The organism is Streptomyces sp. SGAir0957 (assembly GCF_043523415.1).
In genome coordinates, this window is the sequence record NZ_CP027293.1 from 1,949,815 (window position 1) to 1,970,287 (window position 20,473).

Here is a 20,473-nt window from a genome sequence, read left to right on the forward strand (position 1 = left end):
GGACGGCTGTGCGGGTGACGGGCAAACGAATAGGGCGTGCGCGCCTGGGTGCGGGGCCCGCCCCGGGGTAGTCGTCGTGGCATGTGTGCCGACTTCGACATCTCCAAGCTGCCGAGAGCCACGGAGGAAGCGCCGCGACCGGGCCCCTCCCTGCGCGGCCGCCTCGCCTCCCTCGACATGCGCCTGTTCGAGACCGCCGCCGAGCGCCGCTGGCCCGGCGCCGAGCGGGTCCTGCCCGCGCTGAGCAAGGCCGCCAACCACGGCGTGCTGTGGTTCGGCGTGGGCGCGGCGCTCGCGGCGACCGGCTCGCCGCGCGCCCGCCGGGCCGCCCTGCGCGGAGTCGCCTCCCTCGCGGTGGCGTCCGCCACGATCAACACGATCGGCAAGCGGTCGGTGCGCAGGTCGCGGCCGGCGCTGGACGCGGTGCCGATAGTGCGCAGGCTGAAGCGGCAGCCGTTCACGACGTCGTTCCCGTCGGGCCACTCGGCCTCGGCGGCGGCGTTCGCGACGGGTGTGGCCCTGGAGTCGCGCGGCTGGGGCGCGGTCGTCGCCCCGGTGGCGTTCTCGGTGGCCGCCTCCCGCGTCTACACGGGCGCCCACTTCCCCGGCGACGTGATCGCGGGCGCGGCGCTCGGGGTGGGCGCCGCCTTCGCCGTACGGGGTCTGGTGCCGACCCGCGACCAGATGCCGTCCCCGGGGCGCCCGCTCGTGGAGGACGTGCCCGCGCTGCCCGACGGCGAGGGCCTGGTCATGGTGGTGAACACGCAGGCGGGCACGCCGGAGCGGGTGAAGGTGCTGCGGGACGCGCTGCCGCTCGCCGAGTTCGTGGAGTGCGAGGGCGCCGAGATCCCGGATGCCCTGGAGAAGGCGGCGAAGGGCGCCCGCGCGCTCGGCATCTCGGGCGGCGACGGCTCGGTGAACACGGCCGCGCAGGTGGCGCTCAAGCACGACCTGCCGCTCGCCGTGCTGCCCGGGGGCACCCTCAACCACTTCGCGTATGACCTCGGCATCGAGGACGCGGGGGATCTCGTGCGGGCCGTCGTGGGCGGTGACGCGGTCGCCGTCGACGTGGGCCGGTTCCGCTCGGACAAGGCCTCCGGGATCTTCCTCAACACGTTCAGCCTCGGCGTCTACCCGGAGCTGGTGCGCGAGCGCGAACGCTGGTCGGGCCGGATCGGCGGCCGCCTGGCCGATGTCGTGGGTGCCGTGCACGTCCTGCGCCGCGACCACCCGCTCGAGGTCCACGTACATGGCGAGAAGCGCCCGCTGTGGCTCCTGTTCGCCGGGAACTGCACCTACCGGCGGATGGGCCTGACGGCCGGCCGCCGCGCGAACCTGGCCGACGGCCTCCTCGACGTCCGCACCGTCAGCGCCGGACGCCTGCCGAGCGTGCGGCTGCTCGCGGCGGCCCTGTCGGGGCCGCTCTCCCGCTCCCCGTTCCACTCCGCGACCCGGCTCACCAAGCTGCACGTGGACGGCATCTCGCCGGGCACGCCGCTCGCGTTCGACGGTGAAGTCATCGAGTGCGGGCGGGAGTTGACGGTGGACAAGCAGCACGAGGCGCTGCGCGTGTACCGCCCGCTGAGCATACTGTGACGCACCGTCGTCCACATACCAAGACGGATATCTCACGATCCGGCTGCGCGGCGTACGTTGACCATGTCGCCCGGGGCGGTCGCTCCGGGCGCGTCGTCGCACCGTGAAGGGATCGGGTCATGTCGCCGTCGCAGGAGACCGCCGTCTACACCCACGGCCACCACGAGTCCGTGCTGCGTTCGCACACCTGGCGCACCGCCGCCAACTCGGCGGGCTACCTGCTCGGCTCGCTCAAGCCGCACATGAAAATCCTGGACATCGGCTGCGGCCCCGGCACGATCACCGCCGACCTGGCCGCACTGGTCCCTGACGGCCACGTCACCGGCGCCGACCACGCGCCCGGCATCCTGGACCAGGCGCGGGCCACGGCCGCCGAACGGGGCGTGGGCAACGTCGACTTCACGACGGCCGACGTGCACGCCCTGGACTGGCCCGACGACACGTTCTGCGTCGTGCACGCACACCAGGTGCTGCAACACGTCGGCGACCCCGTCCAGGCGCTGCGCGAGATGCGGCGCGTCACCAGGCCGGGCGGCATCATCGCCGTACGCGACTCCGACTACGCGGCGATGACCTGGTACCCGCGGTCGCCGGGCATGACCGACTGGCTGGATCTGTACCGCCGCGTCGCCCGCGCCAACGGCGGTGAGCCGGACGCCGGGCGCCACCTGAAGTCATGGGCCCTGGAGGCCGGGTTCGCCGCTGAGGACATCACCGCCACCGCCGGCACGTGGTGCTACGCGACACCGGACGAGATCGCCTGGTGGAGCGGCCTGTGGGCGGACCGCACCGTCGCCTCCGCCTACGCGGACCGGGCCACGGGCGGCGGCCACGCGACCCCCGCGCAGCTGACGGCGGTCTCCGAGGCGTGGCGGGAATGGGGCGCGCGGGAGGACGCGTGGTTCGCGGTGCTGCACGGGGAGATCCTGTGCCGCAAAACCGCTGCCGCGGCCTGACCCCGAGATGCGCGGAGCGGGACTTCTCCGGTGAAGTCCCGCTCCGTCGCGCGGGGTCAGCGGCGAGCGCCGCCGGCCGCTGCCGGGCGCCGGTCCTCGTACTCGTCGTCCGGTTCGGCCTCGTCCTCGGCCTCGTCCTCGTACGCGTCGTCGTACTCGGACTCGGCTTCGTCCTCGGCGCCGTCGGGGTCCTCGCCCTCGTCGGCGGTGTCCTCGTACTCCGGCTCCTCGTCCTCGCCGGTGTACTCCTCCTCGTACGCGTCGTCGCCGGCCTTCTCCCGGAGCTCGTGCTCCTGTCCCTCCTCCTGGCCCTCCTCCTGTTCTTGTCGCTGTTCCTCTTCGAGGGCGTCCTCGTGGGACAGGACCACCTCGCCGTCGCGGATCTCGCCGCGCCAGCCGTCGGACGCCTCGCCGCGGATGGTCACGAAGCGGGCGAAGTGCTTGAGGTCCAGGCGGGCGCGGCGGCCCTGGGCGCGCCAGATGTTGCCCGTCTTCTCGAACAGGCCCTTCGGGTAGTACTCGATGATCAGCAGGACCCGGGTCAGGCGGTCGGCCAGGGGGTGGAAGGTGACGACGCCCTTCGTCGTGCCCTTGGCGCCCTCGGAGGTCCACTGGATCCGGTCGTCGGGGAGCTGCTCGGTGGTGCGCGCCTTCCAGCTGCGGTTGGACCAGAAGACCTTGAGCTGCCAGTCGGAGGTGGTGTCGTCGGCGCGGTTGGCGTTCTTGACGCCCTTGGCGAAGGTGGAGAACTCCTGGTACTGCGTCCACTGGTCGTACGCCGTGCGCAGGTCCACGCCGACGTCGATGAACTCCATGATCACCGTGGGCTTCTTGCCCGCGCCGCCCTTGCGCTTCCCCTTGCCGCCGAGGCTCTTGAACGCCCCGACGGCCTTGTCCTTGAGGCGGCCCGCGCCCAGCTCCACCGCGGCGCGCACCGGGCTCTTGCCCTCGGCGATCTTGCGGCCGCCGTCGAGCGCGAGCTTGGCGAAGCCGGGGCTGTTGCCCTCGGCGATGTCGGTGAGCCTGACCGTGGTCTCGCCCAGTTTGCGGCCCACGCCGACGAGCACGCGTTCGGCCTGCGCCGCGAGGTAGTGCTGGAACTCCGCCTTGAGCTGGTCGACGGCCTGGCTCTGCGCTATGCCGCCGAGCGCCTTCGTGGGGTTCGGGGAGTCAGCCACGGCCGCCGGCCCCCTTCGCGCCGCGCGAGGCGGTGCGGGTCGCGCCGCTCGCGGTCTTCCTGGCCGCGGTCGTCTTCTTGGCGGCCGTCTTGCCCGCCGCCGTCTTTCCGGCGGCGGCGGTCTTGCGGGCCGGGGCCTTCTTCGCGGTGCGCGGGGAGGTGCGGGCCCGCCCGTTCGACGAGGACTTCTCCTCGCGCGGGGCGCCCTCGTCGCGGTCGTCGCGGTCGTCCCGCTCGTCGCGCTCGTTCCGCTCGTTCCGCTCGTCCCTCTCGTCCTGTTCCTCTTCCTGCTGCTCCTCGCGGCGCCCCGGCACGAGGCCGCCCGTCACCTTCTCCCCCGCGTCCCGCACGTCGTCCGTGTCGGGGGCGACCCCGGCGATGCGGTCCTGGACGCCCTGGGTGCGCTGGTGCAGCCGTCCGGCCAGGCCGTTGATCTGGCGCTCCACGAGGGCGCCGGTCGCGGCCGTGCCGACGCCGCGCAGATCCTGGCGCAGCTGGTCGCCGATCTCCTTGAACTGCGGGTTCTTGTCGAGCTGCGTGGTGACGAGCTCGCCAAGCGCGCGCGGGCTCAGCTTCAGCCGCTTGCCCGCGACCATCGTGCCGACGGCGAACGCCAGCTTCATCTTCTTCGTACGTCCGAGGACGTATCCGGCCCCTACCGCGAGGCCGAGAGCTGCTCGGTTCACTTGCCCCTCCTGAGATGTGCCGGTCTGCCTGGTCTCATTCCGTGCCGACCGGTGCCGAAGGACCCGGCTCCACGAAGCTGTACGGCGGGAGCGGCCCGTTGACCCGGAGTTCCAACTGCGGGTGGTCGCGGCGGACGGTGTCGACGGCCGCGAGGAAGTGTTCGGACGACGCGCGGTCGACGAGGAACGAGACGTTGGCGAGCCAGCCCGTGCCGGCCGGTCCGGCGGAGACCGCGTCGGCCGACGGTTCGAGGAGCCGTTGCAGCTCCACTGCGTCCCGCGCCTCGCGCGCCTGCACGGCGGCCACCACCATCTCACCGAGCCGCAGCTTCTCCTCGTGACTGCCGCCGCCCGCCTGCTGGTTGGCCTCGGCGAGGGTGCGGACCTCGGGGCTCTCGGACATCACCCGGTGCAGGACGGCCTCTTCGTCGTGCTGCGCCTTGACGTTGTACTCGACCTTGCCGTCGAGCGCCCGCAGCCGTTCCCCGTAGTGGTCGGCGCGTTCGGCGAGGACGGCCGCGACGGCCTCGTCGTCCGGCGCGAGACTGCCGAACCGCAGAGGGAGGACGGGGCCGCCCGCACCCGCCTCGGCGAGCACGTTCTGGTGGGCGAGCAGGTCGCGCCGCTTGGGCCGCAGCCCGTCGGGGGCGTCGCTGACGAGCGCGGTGAGCGGGCCCGCCCCGACGAGCCTGACCTTGCGGGCCGGGTCGCCGATGCCCTCCATGCCGTCCGGCAGCGAGGGGTGGCCCGTGGCGGCGATGCCGTAGATGTACGTGCCGGTCATGCCTGCTCCTTCCGGCGGCGGGTGCTCGCGGACCGGCCTTCCTCACGCGCCTGGCCGAAGGCATCCGACAGGGTCTCGGCGGCGCCGGACAGCGCGCCCTTCGCCTTGCTGCGACCGCTGTCCGACGCGTCGTCCGATCCGCCCATGAGGTCGGGGAGGCCGGGGCTGCGGTGCGGGCCCGCCTCCAGGTCGAGGCGGTTGCAGGCCTCGGCGAAGCGCAGGTAGGTGTCGACGCTGGCGACCACGACCCGGATGTCGATCTTCAGGATCTCGATGCCGACCAGCGAGACCCGGACGAACGCGTCGATGACGAGCCCGCGGTCAAGCACGAGTTCGAGTACGTCGTACAGGCCGCTGGTGCCGCCTCCGCCGCCTGATTGCTGTGCAGGGACCACGGTCATGGGGAGCCGCCCTCCTCGGACTGGTTCGGTTCGCGCTCGGTCGCGGTACCGGCCGCCGTGGTCCGCGGCGTGCGGGTGCACGGTCCTGACACGGCGACGGGCCGGCCGCCGCCCGGTCGGGGCGCGGTCCGGCCCGCCCCGCACATCGCGGCGCGCCACGACGGCCTCGGCATCCGAGTCACCGCTCAGGTCCTGGGCAAACCTCAACTCCCGTCGTGCGTAAGGGTTTTACTCACGCTCCGGGAAATGCGTCGGTTCAGGGCGTGATGTCCTGCTCGACGAGGAGGGCGACGGCGGCGGTGATGCTCGCCGCGTCGATCCCCGCGACCCGCAGCTGCTCCTCCGGCTTCGCCGAACCGGGCATCTCACGGACCGCGAGCCGGACCAGCCGCGGCGTCGGGACACCGTCGTCGAACGCCTCGGCCACCGCGTCGCCGAGGCCGCCCTCCGAACGGTGGTCCTCGACGGTGATCAGGCAGCCGGTGTCGCGCGCCGCGTCGCGCAAGGTGGTGCGGTCGACGGGCTTCACCGAGTACAGGTCGACGACGCGGACGGCGATGCCCGCGCCCGCCAGCTCGTCGGCCGCGCGCAGCGCCTCGTGCACGGTGACGCCCGCGGCGACGAGCGTCACCCGATCCTCCCCGCTGGAACGCAGCACCTTGCTGCCGCCGACGGGGAACTCCTCGTCCGCCGAGTAGATCACCGGCGACTTCCCGCGCGACGTGCGCAGATAGCGGATGCCGCTCAGGTCGGCCATGGCGGCGACGAGCCGCGCCGTCTGGTTGGCGTCGCACGGGTAGAGGACCGTCGCACCGTGCACGGCCCGGAACATCGCCAGGTCCTCCAGGCCCATCTGGGAGGGCCCGTCCTCACCGATGGCGACACCGGCGTGCGAACCGGCCAGGTTGAGCCCGGCGCCGCTGACCGCGGCCATCCGGACGAAGTCATGGGCGCGGGTCAGGAACGCGGCGAACGTGGACGCCCACGGCTGCCAGCCGCGCGCCGCCATCCCGACGCTCGTCGCGACGAGCTGCTGCTCGGCGATGTAGCACTCGAAGTACCGCTCGGGGTGCTCCTTCGCGAAGTACTCGGCGCGGGTGGAGTCGCCGACCTCGCCGTCCAGGGCGACGACGTCGCCGCGGGCGGTGCCGAGCGCGGTCAGCGCCGAGCCGTAGGCGTCCCGGGTGGCGGCCTCGTCGCCCGTCTCGTAGCGGGGCAGGTCGAGGTGGCCGTTCTGCACGGAGTGCAGGGCGCGGGCGGCGGGCGGCGCGGCGACCTCGACGCGGACGCCCCGGTCGCCGCCCAGCTCGGCGATGGCGTCCCGCGCGTCGGGCAGCGGCTTGCCGTGCATGCCCTCGCGGTCCTCGACGGCGGCGACGCCCCGGCCCTTGAAGGTGCGGGCGATGATCGCGGTGGGCTGGCCGACGGTGTCACGGGCCTCGGCGTAGGCACGGTCGATGGCGGCCACGTCATGTCCGTCAATCTCGATCGTGTGCCAGCCGAACGCCTGGAAGCGGCGGGCGTACGCGTCGAGGTCGTGGCCGTGGCGGGTGGGTCCGCGCTGGCCGAGCCGGTTGACGTCGACGGTCACGGTCAGGTTGTCCAGGTGCTCGAACCCGGCGTGCTCGGCGGCCTCCCAGATCGAGCCCTCGGCGAGTTCGCTGTCGCCGCACAGGACGTGCACGCGGTAGTCGATCCGGTCCAGCCGCTTGCCCGCGAGGGCGATGCCGACACCGACGGGCAGGCCCTGCCCGAGCGATCCGGTGGCCGTCTCCACCCACGGCAGGCGCTGCGGGGTCGGATGCCCTTCGAGGCGGCTGCCGAGGGTGCGGAAGGTGAGCAGTTCGGCGTCGTCGATGGCGCCGGCCGCCTTGTACGCGGCGTAGAGCAGCGGTGAGGCGTGGCCCTTGGACAGGATGAAACGGTCGTTGCCGGGGTGGGCCGGGCGGGCGAAGTCGTAGCGGAAGTGGTGGGCGAAGAGCACGGCCACCAGGTCGGCGGCCGACATCGACGAGGTCGGATGCCCGGACTGGGCGGCGTCCGCCGCGCGCACGGCGTCGACCCGCAGCTGTTGGGCGAGGTCATGGAGTTCGGTCTCGGTGAGCGTGGGCATGGGGGTGGTGCCTCCTTAAGGCGATGCTTCGGGCGGTTACGGGGCGGTGGGGGCGGCGCCCGGGGTGCGGGCCAGCTCAGGCGAGGCCGTGTCAAGAGGGACGGAGCCGGAGCGGACGAGGCCGAGCTGGACGGCCTGGCGGGGCAGGATCGCGTCGAGGAGCCAGTCCGCCGCGACACGGATCCGGTTCCCGGGCAGTGCGGCCAGGTGGTAGCCGCGGGTGACGGCGCCCGCGAGCGGTCCGGCCAGCGGTACGCCGAGCGGGTCGGCGGCGGCCTGGGCGCCGCCGAGGTCGACGACGAAGCCGAGATCCTTGTGCCGGTAGGCGCGCCGCATGCCCCGGCCGAGGGACGCGGCCACGTTGAGCCCGGCCGTCCTGCCCTGCCGCCAGGCGTGCTGCGCCGTCATCGGGGCGGACGTGCCGGGTTTCTCCAGGTCGGGTACGGCGGCCGCGTCGCCGCACGCGTACACCTCTTCGTGTCCGGGGACGGCGAGGAACGGGTCGACGAGCAGCCGCCCGCGCTCCATCGGCAGCCCCAGGCGCTCGACGAGGGGGTCGGGGCGGACACCGACGCACCACACGAGGGTGCGGCAGGGAACGAACTCGCCGTCACTCAAGCGCACCCCTTCTCTCGTCGCCTCCTGGACGGACGTGCCGGTGCGCACCTCCACGCCGCGCTCCCGCAACACCCTGCCCGAGGTGCGGGAGAGCCGCGCGTCGAGCTCCGGCAGGACGCGTGGCGCGATGTCGACGAGCAGCCAGCGGGTCCGGGCCCGGCCGCGCGCGAGCGAGTCGGTGAGGAGCTGCCCCTGCGCGGCGACCTCGGTCCCGGTGTAGCCCGCGCCGACCACGACGCACGTGCGGCGGGCCCGCGCCTCCGCCGGGTCGGACGCGGCCGCGGCCAGCTCGGTCTGCCGGGTCACGTGGTCCCGCAGGTACAGCGCCTCGGGCAGGCCGCGGAAGCCGTGCGCGTGCTCGGCGACGCCGGGCACCGGAAGGAGCTTGTTGACGCTGCCGACGGCGAGCACCAGCCGGTCGTAGCGCAGGGTGGAGCGCTGCCCCTCGGGGCCGGTGCAGTGAACGGTCCGCTCCGCTAGGTCCACCGCGCCGGCCTCGCCGAGGACGAGCCGCACCCGGGGCGGCAGCGTCCCGGGCAGCGACACGGTGACCCGGCGCGGCTCCAGGCTGCCCGCGGCGACCTGGGGCAGCAGCGGCAGGTACAGGAAGTAGTCGGTGGGGTTGAGCACGGTGACGTCGAACGGGTGCCCGCTGCCGCGCGCGGTCCGGGCCAGGGTGCGAGCGGCCCGGTACCCGGCGAACCCGGCACCGACGATCAGTACATGCGGTCGGCTCACGGTCTCCTCCCGAGTCCCGAGTCCCGAGGACATGGTGGGTGGAGCTTCCCGCGTCCCCCGGGTCACCGGCAGCCAAACAGGGGCGTTCTACGCTCCGCGGACTACGTGCGCGCGGCGAGCGGCCAGAAGTGATCACGCTTCGCCGCGGCGTCAACTAGGCTCGTCCGCATGGAGATCCTGGGCACTACGCTGCGCATCTGCGTCGAGGACCTGGAGTCCTCCGTGACCTTCTACGAACAGCTCACCGGCAGCACGGCGATGCGCTTCGAGCGCGGCGGGGTCGCGGTCGCCGCCGTCGGCTGCTTCCTGCTGATGAGCGGCCCCGAGCAGGAGCTCGAGGTGCTGCGCAAGGTGTCGGCCACGATCGCCGTCCGGGACGTGGACGAGGCCCAGGCGGTCCTCACGACGGCGGGCGCGAAGGTCGTCGCGGGCCCGGTCCCCACCCCGGCGGGGCGCAACCTCATCGCGCTGCACCCCGACGGCGCCATCTTCGAGTACGTGGACCGGCAGGTGGCCGCCGAGTCCTAGGGCCTGTCTTCAAAATCCCGTCGTCGCCCGGAGGGCGGCCCCGCGGCGTCTGGTGCGTGCTCTCGGCGTGCCGGGTGCAAGGCCTCGTACTGGACGTACTTGGCCTTGTGCCCGGTGCGGCGAGAGTGCGTGCCAGGCGTCGCGGGGCAGACGGGATTTTGAAGACAGGCCCTAGGGCGTGTCGTCGGACTCCGCCGGGTCGGCGGGTCCTGGGCGCATCCGGAAGGCGTAGCGGGCGGGCACCGGCTCGCCCGGCGCGACGCGCTGCCACGTCTCCCCGAGCACTTCGGCCCCTTCGCGCAGGTCGGCGACTTCGAAGCCCTCCTCGAAGATCTCCCGCGCGCCCGCCACGTCGCCCTCCGCCAGCAGGAGTTGCGCCTCGATCAGGCGGAACCGCCCGCGCGCCCGCGTCGCCGCGTGCAGCCCGTCCCAGACCCGCCGCGCCTGTGCGGGGCGTCCCGCCGCGAGCAGCGCCTCGATCGCCTCGCGGCCGAGCGCGGCCGTCACCGTCACCCACGCCTCGCCCGCGTCCCGCCGCTCCGCGCACAGGTCGTCGAAGGCCTCGGCGTACCGGTCGGCGGCCCGCTCCAGATGGCCGTCGGTCGCGTCGGCCACCGCGAGGCAGCGCAGGAACGGCCAGTCGGACGCGGCGAGTTCGAGGCCGCGCTCCCAGCTGCGCACGGCCTGCGCCCGGTCCCCCGCGTGCCACTGCGCGACCCCGAGGTGGTACTCGGACAGCGGCCGGGCGGGCGCCGTCTCCAGCATGTCCCGCCAGGCGGGGGCGGTCAGCGAGGGGCCGGGCGCGCCGACCCGGCGCGGTTCTGGGAAGACGCCGGTCTCGAGCAGCTCCCGCCAGGGCGCCTGCGCCTCGCCGAGCGTCGACGCGTCGAACGGGGTGCCGGCCAATTTCCATCCTGTCCGCAGGAGTTCCAGCGCGCCCCACCCGGATCCCACGGCGAGCCGCTGCCCCGGCTCGGAGTCGGCGTGCGGCCGCCACGCCTCGTACGCGGCCTCGACGCGGGCGCGCGGCAGCGCCTGTTCGAGCCGCACCTCGACCTCGTCGACCGCCGCGTCCCAGTCGTCCGCCGCGTGCACGGTCGCCGCGTCGGCCGCCAGCGGCCCGTACGCCTCCAGCCAGCTGATCTCCCCCTCCGCCTCCAGACGTACGTGCTCCAGCTGGGTGCGCGCGAGGCCCGCCTGGATCTCCGCGTACCCCTCGGTGCCGGGCTCGGTCAGCCACTCCTGCCAGCGGCGGCCCGCGCTGCCGCTGCCCCACAGGAACAGCTTCCGGCCGCGCAGCACCTCGGTCGACGTGTGGACGAGCCCGTGCCCTGCGTCGTCGAGGGCGGTGATCCAGCGGCGCCGCCCGTCCTCGATCTCGTAGAAGTAGTCGGCGGGGAACTCGCTGTTCAGGGGGTACGTGCGGTCGGTGCCGCCGTGCTCGGGCACGGGGACGCGGCGCAGGGCCCGCTCGTAGCCGAAGTGCCAGGCCTCGCGCGCGGGCGCGAGGACCCGGCGCTGTTCGGGCACGGCGATGTTCGACCACCAGTACACGGGTGCGGGCTTCTCGTGGGGGTTGCGGACGCGGACGCCCGCGTAGAGGAAGTCGGAGCCCTCCGGCAGCCACAGGTCGACCTGGAACGGCAGGTCGCGCAGGCGCTCCCACTCCCACAGGCGCACCATCTCGGTGCCGTCGGGCGCGGTGACGCGGGCGGCGTGCAGGGGCGCGCAGGACAGGGTGGAGTGGCCGGTGGCGCCGATGTTCCACTCGATGCCGCCGGAGAACCAGGCGCCGTTGAGCGCGAAGGCGGCGGGCTGGAACACGGGGTTGCGGTGGAGGAGTTCACGCCCGGTCGGCTTGTGGAACAGGGACGCGATCCGGCCGCCGAGCCCGGGCAGGACGGTCACTTTCAGCCGGTCGTTCTCGATGACGACGGTGTCGAGGTCGAGCGGCGCGCGGTCGCGCCCGTACCCGTCGCGGATCCGCACGGGAAGCAGACTGCGCAGCGGCTCGTAGCCGAGCTGGCGGGCCATGTCGAGGGGCAGGCCCTCCTTGAAGCGCTCGTCCGGCTCATGCGCCTGGTGCACATCGGCGAGGGGCCGCAGCGGCGGCAGCGGGTTGACCGGGCCGAGTGCCGCGCCCGGCAGCGTCAGTACCTCACGGCGGACGACGGTCATGGCTGCCTCCCGGTGTCACGGGGCGCGGCCCGCCCCCGATGACCATGGAACATGGTCGACGGCGAGCTGACCAGGGGCCGCCCCGGTCAGGATTGCGCAAAAGCGGCGCCGGTCCCGGCGGCGGTCATCTCCGTGGTGAGCGCCCAGCGCTCGTGGTCGCGCCAGGCCCCGTCGACGTGGAGGAAGTCCGGGGAGAAGCCTTCGAGGCGGAAACCGGCGCGCCGGGCCAGCGCGATGGAGGCGGCGTTGCCGGGCTGCACGTTGATCTCCAGCCGGTGCAGCGCGAGGGCCCCGAACGCGTACCGGACGACCAGGCCGAGCCCCTCCGTCATCAGCCCGCGCCCGGCGACGTGCGCGAAGGCGCCGTAGCCGAGGGCGCCGCTGCGGAAGCCGCCCTGGACGATGTTGTTGATGTTGATGAACCCGGCGATGGTGTCCCCGCCGTCCGGCACGTCACGCTCGCACACCAGGAAGCCGTGCTTGGTGGGGTCGTCGACGAGCCGCCCCGCGTACGCGGCGAACGCCTCCGCCGTCAGCGGCGGGAAGAGCCAGGGCCGGTGCAGTTCCTGGCTCTCGCGGGCCCGCGCGGTGAACTCGCCCGCGTCGGCGCGAGCGATGTGCCGCAGCGCGACACGGGGACCTTGGGCGAGGTGAGCGGCCATCCGGCCACCCTACGCAGACGTACGCGGACGGAGGCGATGCACGCGGACGTACGCGATGTACGCGATGTACCCGATGTATGCGGATGGAGGCGATGTACGCGGGTGCACGCGGGGCCGTCCTACTTGCGTCTTCTGGCGACGGCGTAGCCCCCGCAGATGGCGCCGATGACGGCGACCGTCAGAAGCGCCCCCCAGAGCGGCATCGTGACCTCGGGGACGAGCAGCCGGATCTTCACCTCGCGGGTGTTCTCGAAGATGAAGACCAGGACGAGGACGGCCAGGACCAGGACGGCGATCCTGGCAGGGGTGAACGTGCCGGAGCCGCCGCTCTTGTCGGAGCTCACGCTGTCCTTGGGGCTCATCACGGACCCTTCCGTCGCTGCCTCTCCGCCCAGCATGGGCGGGGAGCGGGTGATCGCGCAGCGGCCGGGGCCCGTACGGGTGACAGCGGGGCGGGCTACGGGGCCACCACGGGCAGCTCCACGGTGCCGGTGTCCTCAGGGGCGCTGACGACGGTGACGGGCTTGATCCCCTTGTTGCCGCCGTACGCGTCGTCGCTCGCGGCGATCACGAACTGGATGCGGTGCCCCTTCTCGTAGCGGTGCACGATGCCGGGGAGCGTGACGGTGAAGGGGCGCGTGACGTCCGGGACACGGACCGGGGCGACGAGGCGGTGCACGAGCGTCTTCGAGCCGTCCGGCGCGACGTCGTACAGCTTCGCGAAGAGGACGAGCTTGTCGGCGGCGTCGGCGGAGTGCTGCACGCGCTCGGTCCTCGGCGAGACCACGTCCAGGGTCGCCTTCGGGGCGCCCACGACATCGGTCGCCGAGGCCAGCGGCTGCGTGGTCCAGTCGAGGTAGGTGCCACGGGTGTCGCGGGGCGCGGAGTCCGACAGTCCGATGAGACCGGCGAGGGAGGACTCGGAGTGGCTGGTGGGGATCGGCCAGTTGCGGTAGGTGCGGCTGCCCCGCGCGACCTTCGCCTTGTCGTCGACGAGTTTCCCGTCCCCGGACAGGTACAGCTTCCGCGACAGGGCGGGGACGGCGGACGCGGTGGCGTACGTCGCGTCCGGGTCGTCGATCCAGTCGCGGTAGTAGGCGAAGGCGGGCCCGGTGTCGACGCCCTTGTCCTGATGGAGGTAGCGGTCGAACCAGGCGAGGATCCGCCGGCCGACGTAGCTGGTCTCCAGGTTCCCCTGCGACAGGTTCAGCTCACCGCTCGCGGGGTCGGTGAGGCCGCCGCTGTGCCCCCAGGACTGCCAGATCATCTTGGCGGTGGTGCCCTGGGCGCGGAGGGTCTCGTAACTCGCCCTGGCCTCGTTCAGGTTGAACAGGCTGTCGGCCTGCCCCTGCACGAGCAGCGTCGGCGCCTTCACGTCCTTCAGGTACGAGACCGGGGACACGGAGCGGGCGTAGGTGAGCAGCGCGCGGGTCTTGTCGGCCGGGTAGCGGCCCGAGTTGAGGGTGCGGATCGTCTCGCAGGCGTCGTCGACGAAGTGCAGGCAGCCGAGCCGGTTGACGCGGGACGGGTCCAGCGAGGGTTCAAGCAGCGGCTGTCCCTCGCCCATCAGGTAGAACCCGTTGGTCCACTGCCACTTGAAGACGCCGGGGACGTCGCGCTCCGCGGCGTTCTGCGGGTCGAGCGAGTAGGCCAGGTCGTTCCAGGTGATCAGCGGGACCAGCGCGTCCACCCGGTGGTCGACGGCGGCCGTCGCCATCTGGATCGCGCCGCCGTACGAACCGCCGATCATGCCGACGCGCGGGTCGCCCTTCCTGTCGGCGCTCACGTAGTCGATCGTCGTGCCGTCATCCGCGGCGCGGGTGCCGGCGAGGAAGTCGACCAGGGCGGAGGCGGCCCTGCCGTCGATCCGGGGGTCGTCCAGGGAGATGAGGCAGCCCGACGTGCCGAACCCCAGGCCGGAATAGGCGAGTCCGACGTAGCCGCGCTGCGCGAAGGCCTTGCCGGTGGCGTCGGTGGAACCGTCCGACTTGGAGCCGCCGAAGCCGTTGGTGGTGAGGACGGCGGGGGCGGGGTGTTGGGCGTCGACGCCGGCGGGGCGGTAGAGGTCGGCGTCGACGGTGCATCGGCGGCCGCCGGTGGTGAGGGTGAATGTGAGCGGGGTGACGGTGTAGGCGCCGAGTGCGCTCGTCGTGGCCGTGGTCGCGGCCGAGGCCGTGGTGGGGGTGGTGAGAGCGAGGGGGAGGGCCAGTGCCGCCGCGCCTAGGGTGCTGAGGACTCTGGGGACGGCTCGGGACACGTTGGCCTCCACGCGGGTTGTACCGACCGGTAAGTTTGCGGCGTGGTCATCGTGTGACACGTGTCAGGGGGCGGTCAATGGGCGTGCGCGGTGTTTTCTCCCCGGGTGGCCCATTCGCCGTAGACCCAAGCGGGTTCGCGGGGCGCGGCTTTCGTCGTGGTCGCTGTTCCCCGCGCCGCACGGGCTGAAGGAGGCGCGACGAAGCCGCATGTCTCCAGGGGCGCGGGGAACTGCGCGAGCAACCACGACGGCGCGGCGGAGGCGACTCGACATCACCCGGCAGACGCGCCCACCAAGGGGCGCGAGGAACTGCGCGATCAGCCACGACGGGGCCGCGGTCGGGAACCGGCATCACTCGGCAGACGCGCCCGCTAGGGGGCGCGGGGAACTGCGCGACCAGCCACGACGGGGGCGCGGTCGGGAACCGGCATTGCTCGGCGGACGCGTCGCCCGGGGCGCGGGGCGGCACGCCGAAAGCCGCGCCCGCGCACCGCGCAGGGTCACCTCAGCGCCGGCTCGTCCAGCGTCAGCGTCACCGCCCCGGCATCCAGCCGCCCCGCCACCCCCAAGGGCACCGTCAGCGAACCCTCCCCGTGCCCGAACCCGAACTCCTCGACCACCGGCACCCCGAGCCCCCCGAGTCGATCCCTCAGCACCCCGCGGAGCGGCTCGCACTGGGCCCAGGAGCCGAGGACGATCCCGGCGACGCCGTCCAGCCATCCGGCCCGCAGCAATTGCGTGAGGTAGCGATCGACCCGGTACGCCTCTTCCCCCACGTCCTCCAGGCAGAGCAACCCGCCCCGCGCGGACCCCCGCGCCCCCCGTACCCCGAGGTCCGCCGCGAGCAGCGAGAGGCACCCGCCCAGCGTGACGCCCCGCGCGACCCCGGGCACCAGGACGCCCGCGCCCTCCGCGCCCCGGATCACCTGGACGGACTCCGGCGCGAACAGCGTGGCCCGCAGGTGCTCCTGCGCCCGCGCGTTCTTCAGGAAGTCCGCCGCCGCGACCATCGGCCCGTGCAGGGTGGAGACACCGACCCGCACCGCGAACGCCTCGTGCAGCGCGGTGATGTCGCTGTATCCGACGAACACCTTGGGCCGGGCCTCGCGCATCGCGGCCCAGTCGAGCAGTTCGACGATGCGCTGGGCCCCGTAGCCGCCCCGCGCGCACAGCACCGCGTCGATGCCGGGGTCGCACCAGGCCCGCTGGAGGTCGGCCGCCCGGTCCGCGTCCGTCCCGGCCAGGTAGTCGAGGTCCGGGTGCGCCTCCAGGACGTGCGGCAGCACGACCGGTTCCAGGTCCCAGCCCCGCAGAAGGTCGAGCCCCGCCTGCAGCCGGTCCTCGGGACGGGCCCGCTCGGCGCGACGACGGCGACCCGGGCCCCGGGGGCGAGACGCGGGGGACGGACCAACGACGCGGCAGCCGTCACTTGGTGAGCTCCAGCGTGGGGATTCCGGCCACGTCGAGGCGGAACACCTGCGCGTACAGGGAGAGTTCGGCCTCCAGCGCCCGCACCATCGTGTCGGCCCGCCGGAACCCGTGCCCCTCCCCCTCGAAGGCGATGTAGGCGTGCGGCACGCGCCGCCCCTCGCTCTCGACCTGTTCGAGGAAACGCTCGCACTGCGCGGGCGGGCAGATCACGTCGTCGAGGCCCTGGAGGAGCAGGAACGGCGCGGTGAGCCGGTCCGCGTGTTCGGACGGGGAGCGTTCGGCGTAGCGCGCGGGGACCTCGGCGAGCGGGCCGACGAGGGTCTCCAGGTACTGCGACTCGAAGTCGTGGGTCTCGCCGCTGCCCCAGGCGGTCAGGTCGAGGATCGGGTAGATCACCGTCCCGCACGCGTAGACGTCCGTGCTGGTCAAAGACGCCGCGCTGGTCCAGCCGCCCGCGCTGCCGCCACGGATCGCGAGCCGGTCGCGGTCGGCGGTGCCTTCGGCGGCGAGGGCGAGGGCGACGGCCGCGCAGTCCTCGACGTCGACGACGCCCCACTGTTCGCGCAGCCGGTTGCGGTACTCCCGGCCGTAGCCGGTGGAGCCGCCGTAGTTGACCTCGGCGACGCCGATGCCGCGCGACGTGAAGTAGGCGATCTCCAGGTCGAGGACGAGCGGGGAGTGGCCGGTGGGGCCGCCGTGCGCCCACACGACGTACGGGGGCAGTTCGTCGTCGGGCGCGGCGTGCGTGGGGCTGTGCGGCGGGTAGATGTGGGCGTGCACGGAGCGGCCGTCGGGCCCCTCGAAGGTGCGGATCTGCGGTTCGGGGTAGTACGCCGGGTCGACGGGGTCCCGGTGCGCGGCGCCGATGACGCGGGCGCGCCCGGTGGCGGTGTCGAGTTCGACGACCTCGGGCGCGGTGCGCGGGCTGGCGGCGACGCCGACGACGCGGCTGCCGTGCACGGCGAGCGAGGAGGACCATTCGGTCCAGGGGCCCGCGGTGTCGACGACCTCGCCGGTCTCGGGGTCGAGGACGCCGAGCGCGGTGGCGCCGACCCCGTGCACGACGGCGACGAGGCCGGCCTCCAGCGGCTTGAACCAGCTGAGGCCGATCTTCCACAGCGGCCCGCCGAACTCCTCGTCGCGCGGGCACAGCGGCCGGGCCGCGCCGAGGCCGTCACCGGTCACGTCGAGCCGGTACAGGTTCCACCAGCCGCTCGCGTCGCCGGAGTAGAGGAGCGTCCCGTCGGCCGCCCATTCGACCTGGCAGATCGACTCCTCGGGTCCACCGGCCACGGTCCGCGCCGGGCCGAAGGTGCCCTCCTCCGTCACGTCCGCGACCAGCAGCTCCGTACCGTCCCAGGGCATCCGCGGATGGTCCCAGGCGATCCACGCCGCACGTCGGCCGTCCGGGGAGAGCCGGGCGCCGGTGACGAACCGGTGGGCGTCGTCGCTCAGTTCGCGGACCGCCGTGCGGTCCTCGGCGGCCGAGCCGTCGAGCGGGACGGCGGCGACCACGCGCCGCACGTCGGTCGGGCCCTCGCCGGTGAACTCCTCCAGGACACACCACAGCTCGCCCCGGTCGGGGTGGAGCTGCGGGTCGGCCCAGCGCAGTCCGTCGCCGACGGCGCGGAGCGGGGTCAGCGGGCGCGGCTCAGCGCCCGGCGCCTCGGGCTCGTACGCGTAGAGGCGCTGGTCGGCGAAGTTCACGAAGACCAGGAGCGGGCCCTCGGGGCGGTCCGCGCCGGCCCAGGGGCGGCCGCCGTACTCGATGACGCGGCTGCGCACGTTCCACGGCGCGGGCAGGACGGACTCCTCCGTGCCGTCGGGCCTGCGGCGCACGAGGGCGCGGCGGCCCGCCTCGGTGGGCCGTGGCTCGGTCCACCAGGCTTCGTCGCCGATGAACCCCACGTACTCCGGCCTGCCGTCGTGCGCCGCGGCCAGCGCGGCGTCGATCGGCGACGGCCATGAGCCGTGGCCCTGCGTCTGCACCATGTCGTTCCCGCCCCCCATTTACTCCGGACCCTCCATATTCTTCGTGTCCTCCGTCTTTTCCTAGTGCGTCGCGTGGGTCGGGGCCGTGCCTATGCCGAGCGCAAGAACCGGTCCAGGACCCGCACGCCGAAGTGCAGCGCCTCGACCGGCACCCGCTCGTCGACGCCGTGGAAGAGCGCCTGGTAGTCGAAGCCCTCGGGGAGCTTGAGCGGGGCGAAGCCGTAGCCGGTGATGCCGAGCCGGGAGAACTGCTTGGCGTCGGTGCCGCCCGACATGCAGTACGGGACGGTGTGTCCCTCGGGCGCGAACTCCTCGACGGCGGCCCGCATCTTGGCGAAGGTCGGCGAGTCGACGGGCGCCTGGAGCGCGACCTCGCGGTGGTGGAACTCCCAGTCCACGTCGGGCCCTGTGAGCTGGTCGAGGGCGGCGCGGAACTCGTCCTCGGCGCCGGGCAGGAACCGCCCGTCGACATGGGCGACGGCCTCGCCTGGGATCACGTTGACCTTGTAACCGGCGTGGAACATCGTCGGGTTGGTGCTGTTGCGGACGGTCGCCTCGACGAGCTTCGCGGCCGGACCGAGCTTGCCGAGCAGCGCGTCGACGTCGAAGTCCGGCGCGTGCGCGTCGGCCTCGATGCCGTACAGGGCGGCGAGTTCGCCGAGGGCCGCGCGGACGGTGGGCGTGAGGCGGACGGGCCACTCGTGGGCGCCGATGCGGGTGACGGCGGCGGCGAGGCGCGTCACCGCGTTCGCCCGGTTGACCTTGGAGCCGTGGCCCGCCTTGCCGCGCGCGGTGAGCTTGAGCCAGCCGGTGCCGCGCTCGCCCGCGCCGATCGGGTAGATCTGCTTGCCCGCGCCGTCGTGGAAGGTGTAGGCCCCGGACTCGCTGATGCCCTCGGTGCAGCCTTCGAAGAGGTCGGCGTGCTGGTCGGCGAGGAAGCCCGAGCCGTCCTCGGCGCTGGCCTCCTCGTCGGCGGTGAAGGCGATGACGATGTCGCGCCGGGGCCGGAATCCGACGCGGGCCCAGTGCCGGACGGTCGCGAGGATCATCGCGTCCATGTTCTTCATGTCGACGGCGCCGCGGCCCCACACGACGCCGTCGACGACGTCGCCGGAGAAGGGGTGCACGCTCCAGTCGGCGGCCTCGGCCGGTACGACGTCCAGGTGGCCGTGGACCAGGAGGGCGTCGGCGGAGGTGTCGGTGCCGGGGATGCGCGCCACCACATTGCCGCGGCCCGGGGTGCGCTCCAGGATCGTCGGCTCCAGGCCCGCCTCGGAGAGCAGGGCCGCCGCGTACTCGGCGGCGGGGCGCTCCTTGCAGTCGCCGCCGCCGCGGTTGGTCGTGTCGATCCGGATCAGCTCGGAGGTGAAGGTGACGACTTCGTCGAGCGCCTTCTCGTCGATGTCGATCGTCGGAAGGTGCTGCTCAGCCATACTGTTCCTCCACCGCGGCCGAGGCGATCGTGGTGACCGCCTTGAAGGTGCGGATGCCTTCGTACATGGTCTCGTGGGTGTACGCGATCCTGCGTTCGCCGACGCGCTCGACGCCGGGGACGACGGTCGACGCCATGGCGAGGTGCTCGGCGTCGAACTCGACCTCGACGGTGAACGGGCCGCCCCGCATCGGCTCGTACCGGACGGCGAGCGACGCGGCGTCCTGGGCGGCGGCCCGGATGTCGGCGGCCGTGCGCGCGGGGGTGCGGCACACCGCCGCGTACCGGGAGACGTGGTCCTTGACGGCGACCTTGCGGGCCTCGGGCGCGTAGCCGAGGGCGTCGTCGCAGGCGTGGTCGTCGCCGGTGACGAGGACGACGGGGACGCCGTACTCGGCGACCACGTGCGCGTTGAGCAGGCCCTCGCTGGCCCGGACGTCGTTGACCCACACGCCGGTGATCTGGTTGGCCAGGTAGGTGTGGGCGAGGACGCCCTCCATGCCCGCGCCCGCGTGGTAGCCGATGAACGCGATGCCGTCGACGTCGCCATGCTGGACGCCCTCGACCATCGAGAGCGACTTGTGGCGCCCGGTGAGCATCTCGGTGCGGTCGTCGAGCTGCTCAAGGAGCAGGTTGCGCATCGTCCAGTGCGCCTCGTTGACGAGGACCTCGTCGGCGCCGCCGTCGAAGAAGCCGAGCACCGCCGCGTTCACGTCCGAGGTGAACATCGACCGGCAGCGCTCCCACTGCGGGGTGCCTGGCAGGACGTCGGCCGGCCAGGTCACGCCCGTGGCGCCCTCCATGTCGGCGCTGATGAGGATCTTCATGAGCAGCACCGTACGCGGATCGGGCCACCCCTCACCAGGCCTGTGGATAACTCCCTGAAACTCTCAAGGGTCTAGACCAATATCGCCGCGGCGCCGG

The 20,473-nt window shown here is 73.3% G+C and carries 16 protein-coding genes and 1 pseudogene; 3 read left to right on the top strand and 14 right to left on the bottom strand.

The genetic code is table 11. The features are described from left to right. Positions 1 to 81: 81 nt before the first annotated feature. Both C1N81_RS13760 and C1N81_RS13765 read left to right on the top strand, forming a co-directional pair. On the top strand, positions 82 to 1,596 hold the full coding sequence (locus C1N81_RS13760) for a bifunctional phosphatase PAP2/diacylglycerol kinase family protein (protein ID WP_394429094.1): 1,515 nt from the start codon (positions 82 to 84) through the stop codon (positions 1,594 to 1,596). 119 nt (positions 1,597 to 1,715) lie between these two features. Further along, complete coding sequence (locus C1N81_RS13765) at positions 1,716 to 2,552, top strand: class I SAM-dependent methyltransferase (protein WP_394429095.1); 837 nt, start codon at positions 1,716 to 1,718, stop codon at positions 2,550 to 2,552. A 56-nt stretch (positions 2,553 to 2,608) separates the two neighbouring features. Here the strand turns inward: C1N81_RS13765 and C1N81_RS13770 are convergent, their stop codons facing one another. From C1N81_RS13770 to C1N81_RS13795, 6 genes are all read right to left on the bottom strand, one after another. Next, a complete protein-coding gene (locus C1N81_RS13770) occupies positions 2,609 to 3,730 on the bottom strand; it encodes an SRPBCC family protein (protein ID WP_394429096.1) in 1,122 nt (373 codons plus the stop codon). After that, complete coding sequence (locus tag C1N81_RS13775) at positions 3,723 to 4,415, bottom strand: DNA primase (protein WP_394429097.1); 693 nt, start codon at positions 4,413 to 4,415, stop codon at positions 3,723 to 3,725. The genes C1N81_RS13770 and C1N81_RS13775 overlap by 8 nt, the downstream gene beginning before the upstream one ends. A gap of 34 nt (positions 4,416 to 4,449) precedes the next feature. Next, entirely contained in the window at positions 4,450 to 5,199 is a 750-nt protein-coding gene (locus C1N81_RS13780) for a GvpL/GvpF family gas vesicle protein (protein ID WP_394429099.1), read from the bottom strand. Beyond that, positions 5,196 to 5,600: a gas vesicle structural protein GvpA gene (locus C1N81_RS13785; RefSeq protein WP_394429100.1), complete on the bottom strand. Its 405-nt coding sequence runs from the start codon at positions 5,598 to 5,600 to the stop codon at positions 5,196 to 5,198. The genes C1N81_RS13780 and C1N81_RS13785 overlap by 4 nt, the downstream gene beginning before the upstream one ends. 256 nt (positions 5,601 to 5,856) lie before the next feature. Then, complete coding sequence (locus C1N81_RS13790; protein ID WP_394429101.1) at positions 5,857 to 7,713, bottom strand: transketolase; 1,857 nt, start codon at positions 7,711 to 7,713, stop codon at positions 5,857 to 5,859. Between the two features lie 36 nt (positions 7,714 to 7,749). Beyond that, a complete protein-coding gene (locus C1N81_RS13795) occupies positions 7,750 to 9,069 on the bottom strand; it encodes an NAD(P)/FAD-dependent oxidoreductase (RefSeq protein WP_394429102.1) in 1,320 nt (439 codons plus the stop codon). 168 nt (positions 9,070 to 9,237) lie between these two features. Between C1N81_RS13795 and C1N81_RS13800 the strand changes: the two genes are divergently transcribed. After that, the gene (locus C1N81_RS13800) at positions 9,238 to 9,597 is read left to right on the top strand and encodes a VOC family protein (protein ID WP_394429103.1); all 360 of its coding nucleotides are present in this window, start codon (positions 9,238 to 9,240) and stop codon (positions 9,595 to 9,597) included. 171 nt (positions 9,598 to 9,768) lie between these two features. Here the strand turns inward: C1N81_RS13800 and C1N81_RS13805 are convergent, their stop codons facing one another. The 8 genes and pseudogenes from C1N81_RS13805 to C1N81_RS13840 all read right to left on the bottom strand — a co-directional run bounded on the left by C1N81_RS13805 (position 9,769) and on the right by C1N81_RS13840 (position 20,376). Continuing rightward, entirely contained in the window at positions 9,769 to 11,775 is a 2,007-nt protein-coding gene (locus C1N81_RS13805) for a DUF5107 domain-containing protein (RefSeq protein WP_394429104.1), read from the bottom strand. Between the two features lie 86 nt (positions 11,776 to 11,861). Continuing rightward, a complete protein-coding gene (locus tag C1N81_RS13810) occupies positions 11,862 to 12,437 on the bottom strand; it encodes a GNAT family N-acetyltransferase (RefSeq protein ID WP_394429105.1) in 576 nt (191 codons plus the stop codon). A gap of 119 nt (positions 12,438 to 12,556) precedes the next feature. Continuing rightward, complete coding sequence (locus tag C1N81_RS13815; RefSeq protein ID WP_394429106.1) at positions 12,557 to 12,799, bottom strand: LapA family protein; 243 nt, start codon at positions 12,797 to 12,799, stop codon at positions 12,557 to 12,559. 95 nt (positions 12,800 to 12,894) lie between these two features. Continuing rightward, the gene (locus C1N81_RS13820; protein ID WP_394429107.1) at positions 12,895 to 14,694 is read right to left on the bottom strand and encodes a CocE/NonD family hydrolase; all 1,800 of its coding nucleotides are present in this window, start codon (positions 14,692 to 14,694) and stop codon (positions 12,895 to 12,897) included. Positions 14,695 to 15,194: 500 nt separating this feature from the next. Next, positions 15,195 to 16,123 (bottom strand): annotated as a pseudogene (locus tag C1N81_RS13825) (LD-carboxypeptidase). After that, positions 16,120 to 18,117, bottom strand: coding sequence for a S9 family peptidase (locus C1N81_RS13830; protein ID WP_394429108.1), 1,998 nt, complete (start codon positions 18,115 to 18,117; stop codon positions 16,120 to 16,122). The pseudogene C1N81_RS13825 and the gene C1N81_RS13830 overlap by 4 nt, the downstream one beginning before the upstream one ends. Positions 18,118 to 18,206: 89 nt before the next feature. Further along, positions 18,207 to 19,550: a M20/M25/M40 family metallo-hydrolase gene (locus C1N81_RS13835; RefSeq protein WP_394429109.1), complete on the bottom strand. Its 1,344-nt coding sequence runs from the start codon at positions 19,548 to 19,550 to the stop codon at positions 18,207 to 18,209. Beyond that, a complete protein-coding gene (locus C1N81_RS13840) occupies positions 19,543 to 20,376 on the bottom strand; it encodes a M55 family metallopeptidase (RefSeq protein WP_394429110.1) in 834 nt (277 codons plus the stop codon). The genes C1N81_RS13835 and C1N81_RS13840 overlap by 8 nt, the downstream gene beginning before the upstream one ends. Between the last annotated feature and the right edge of the window lie 97 nt (positions 20,377 to 20,473).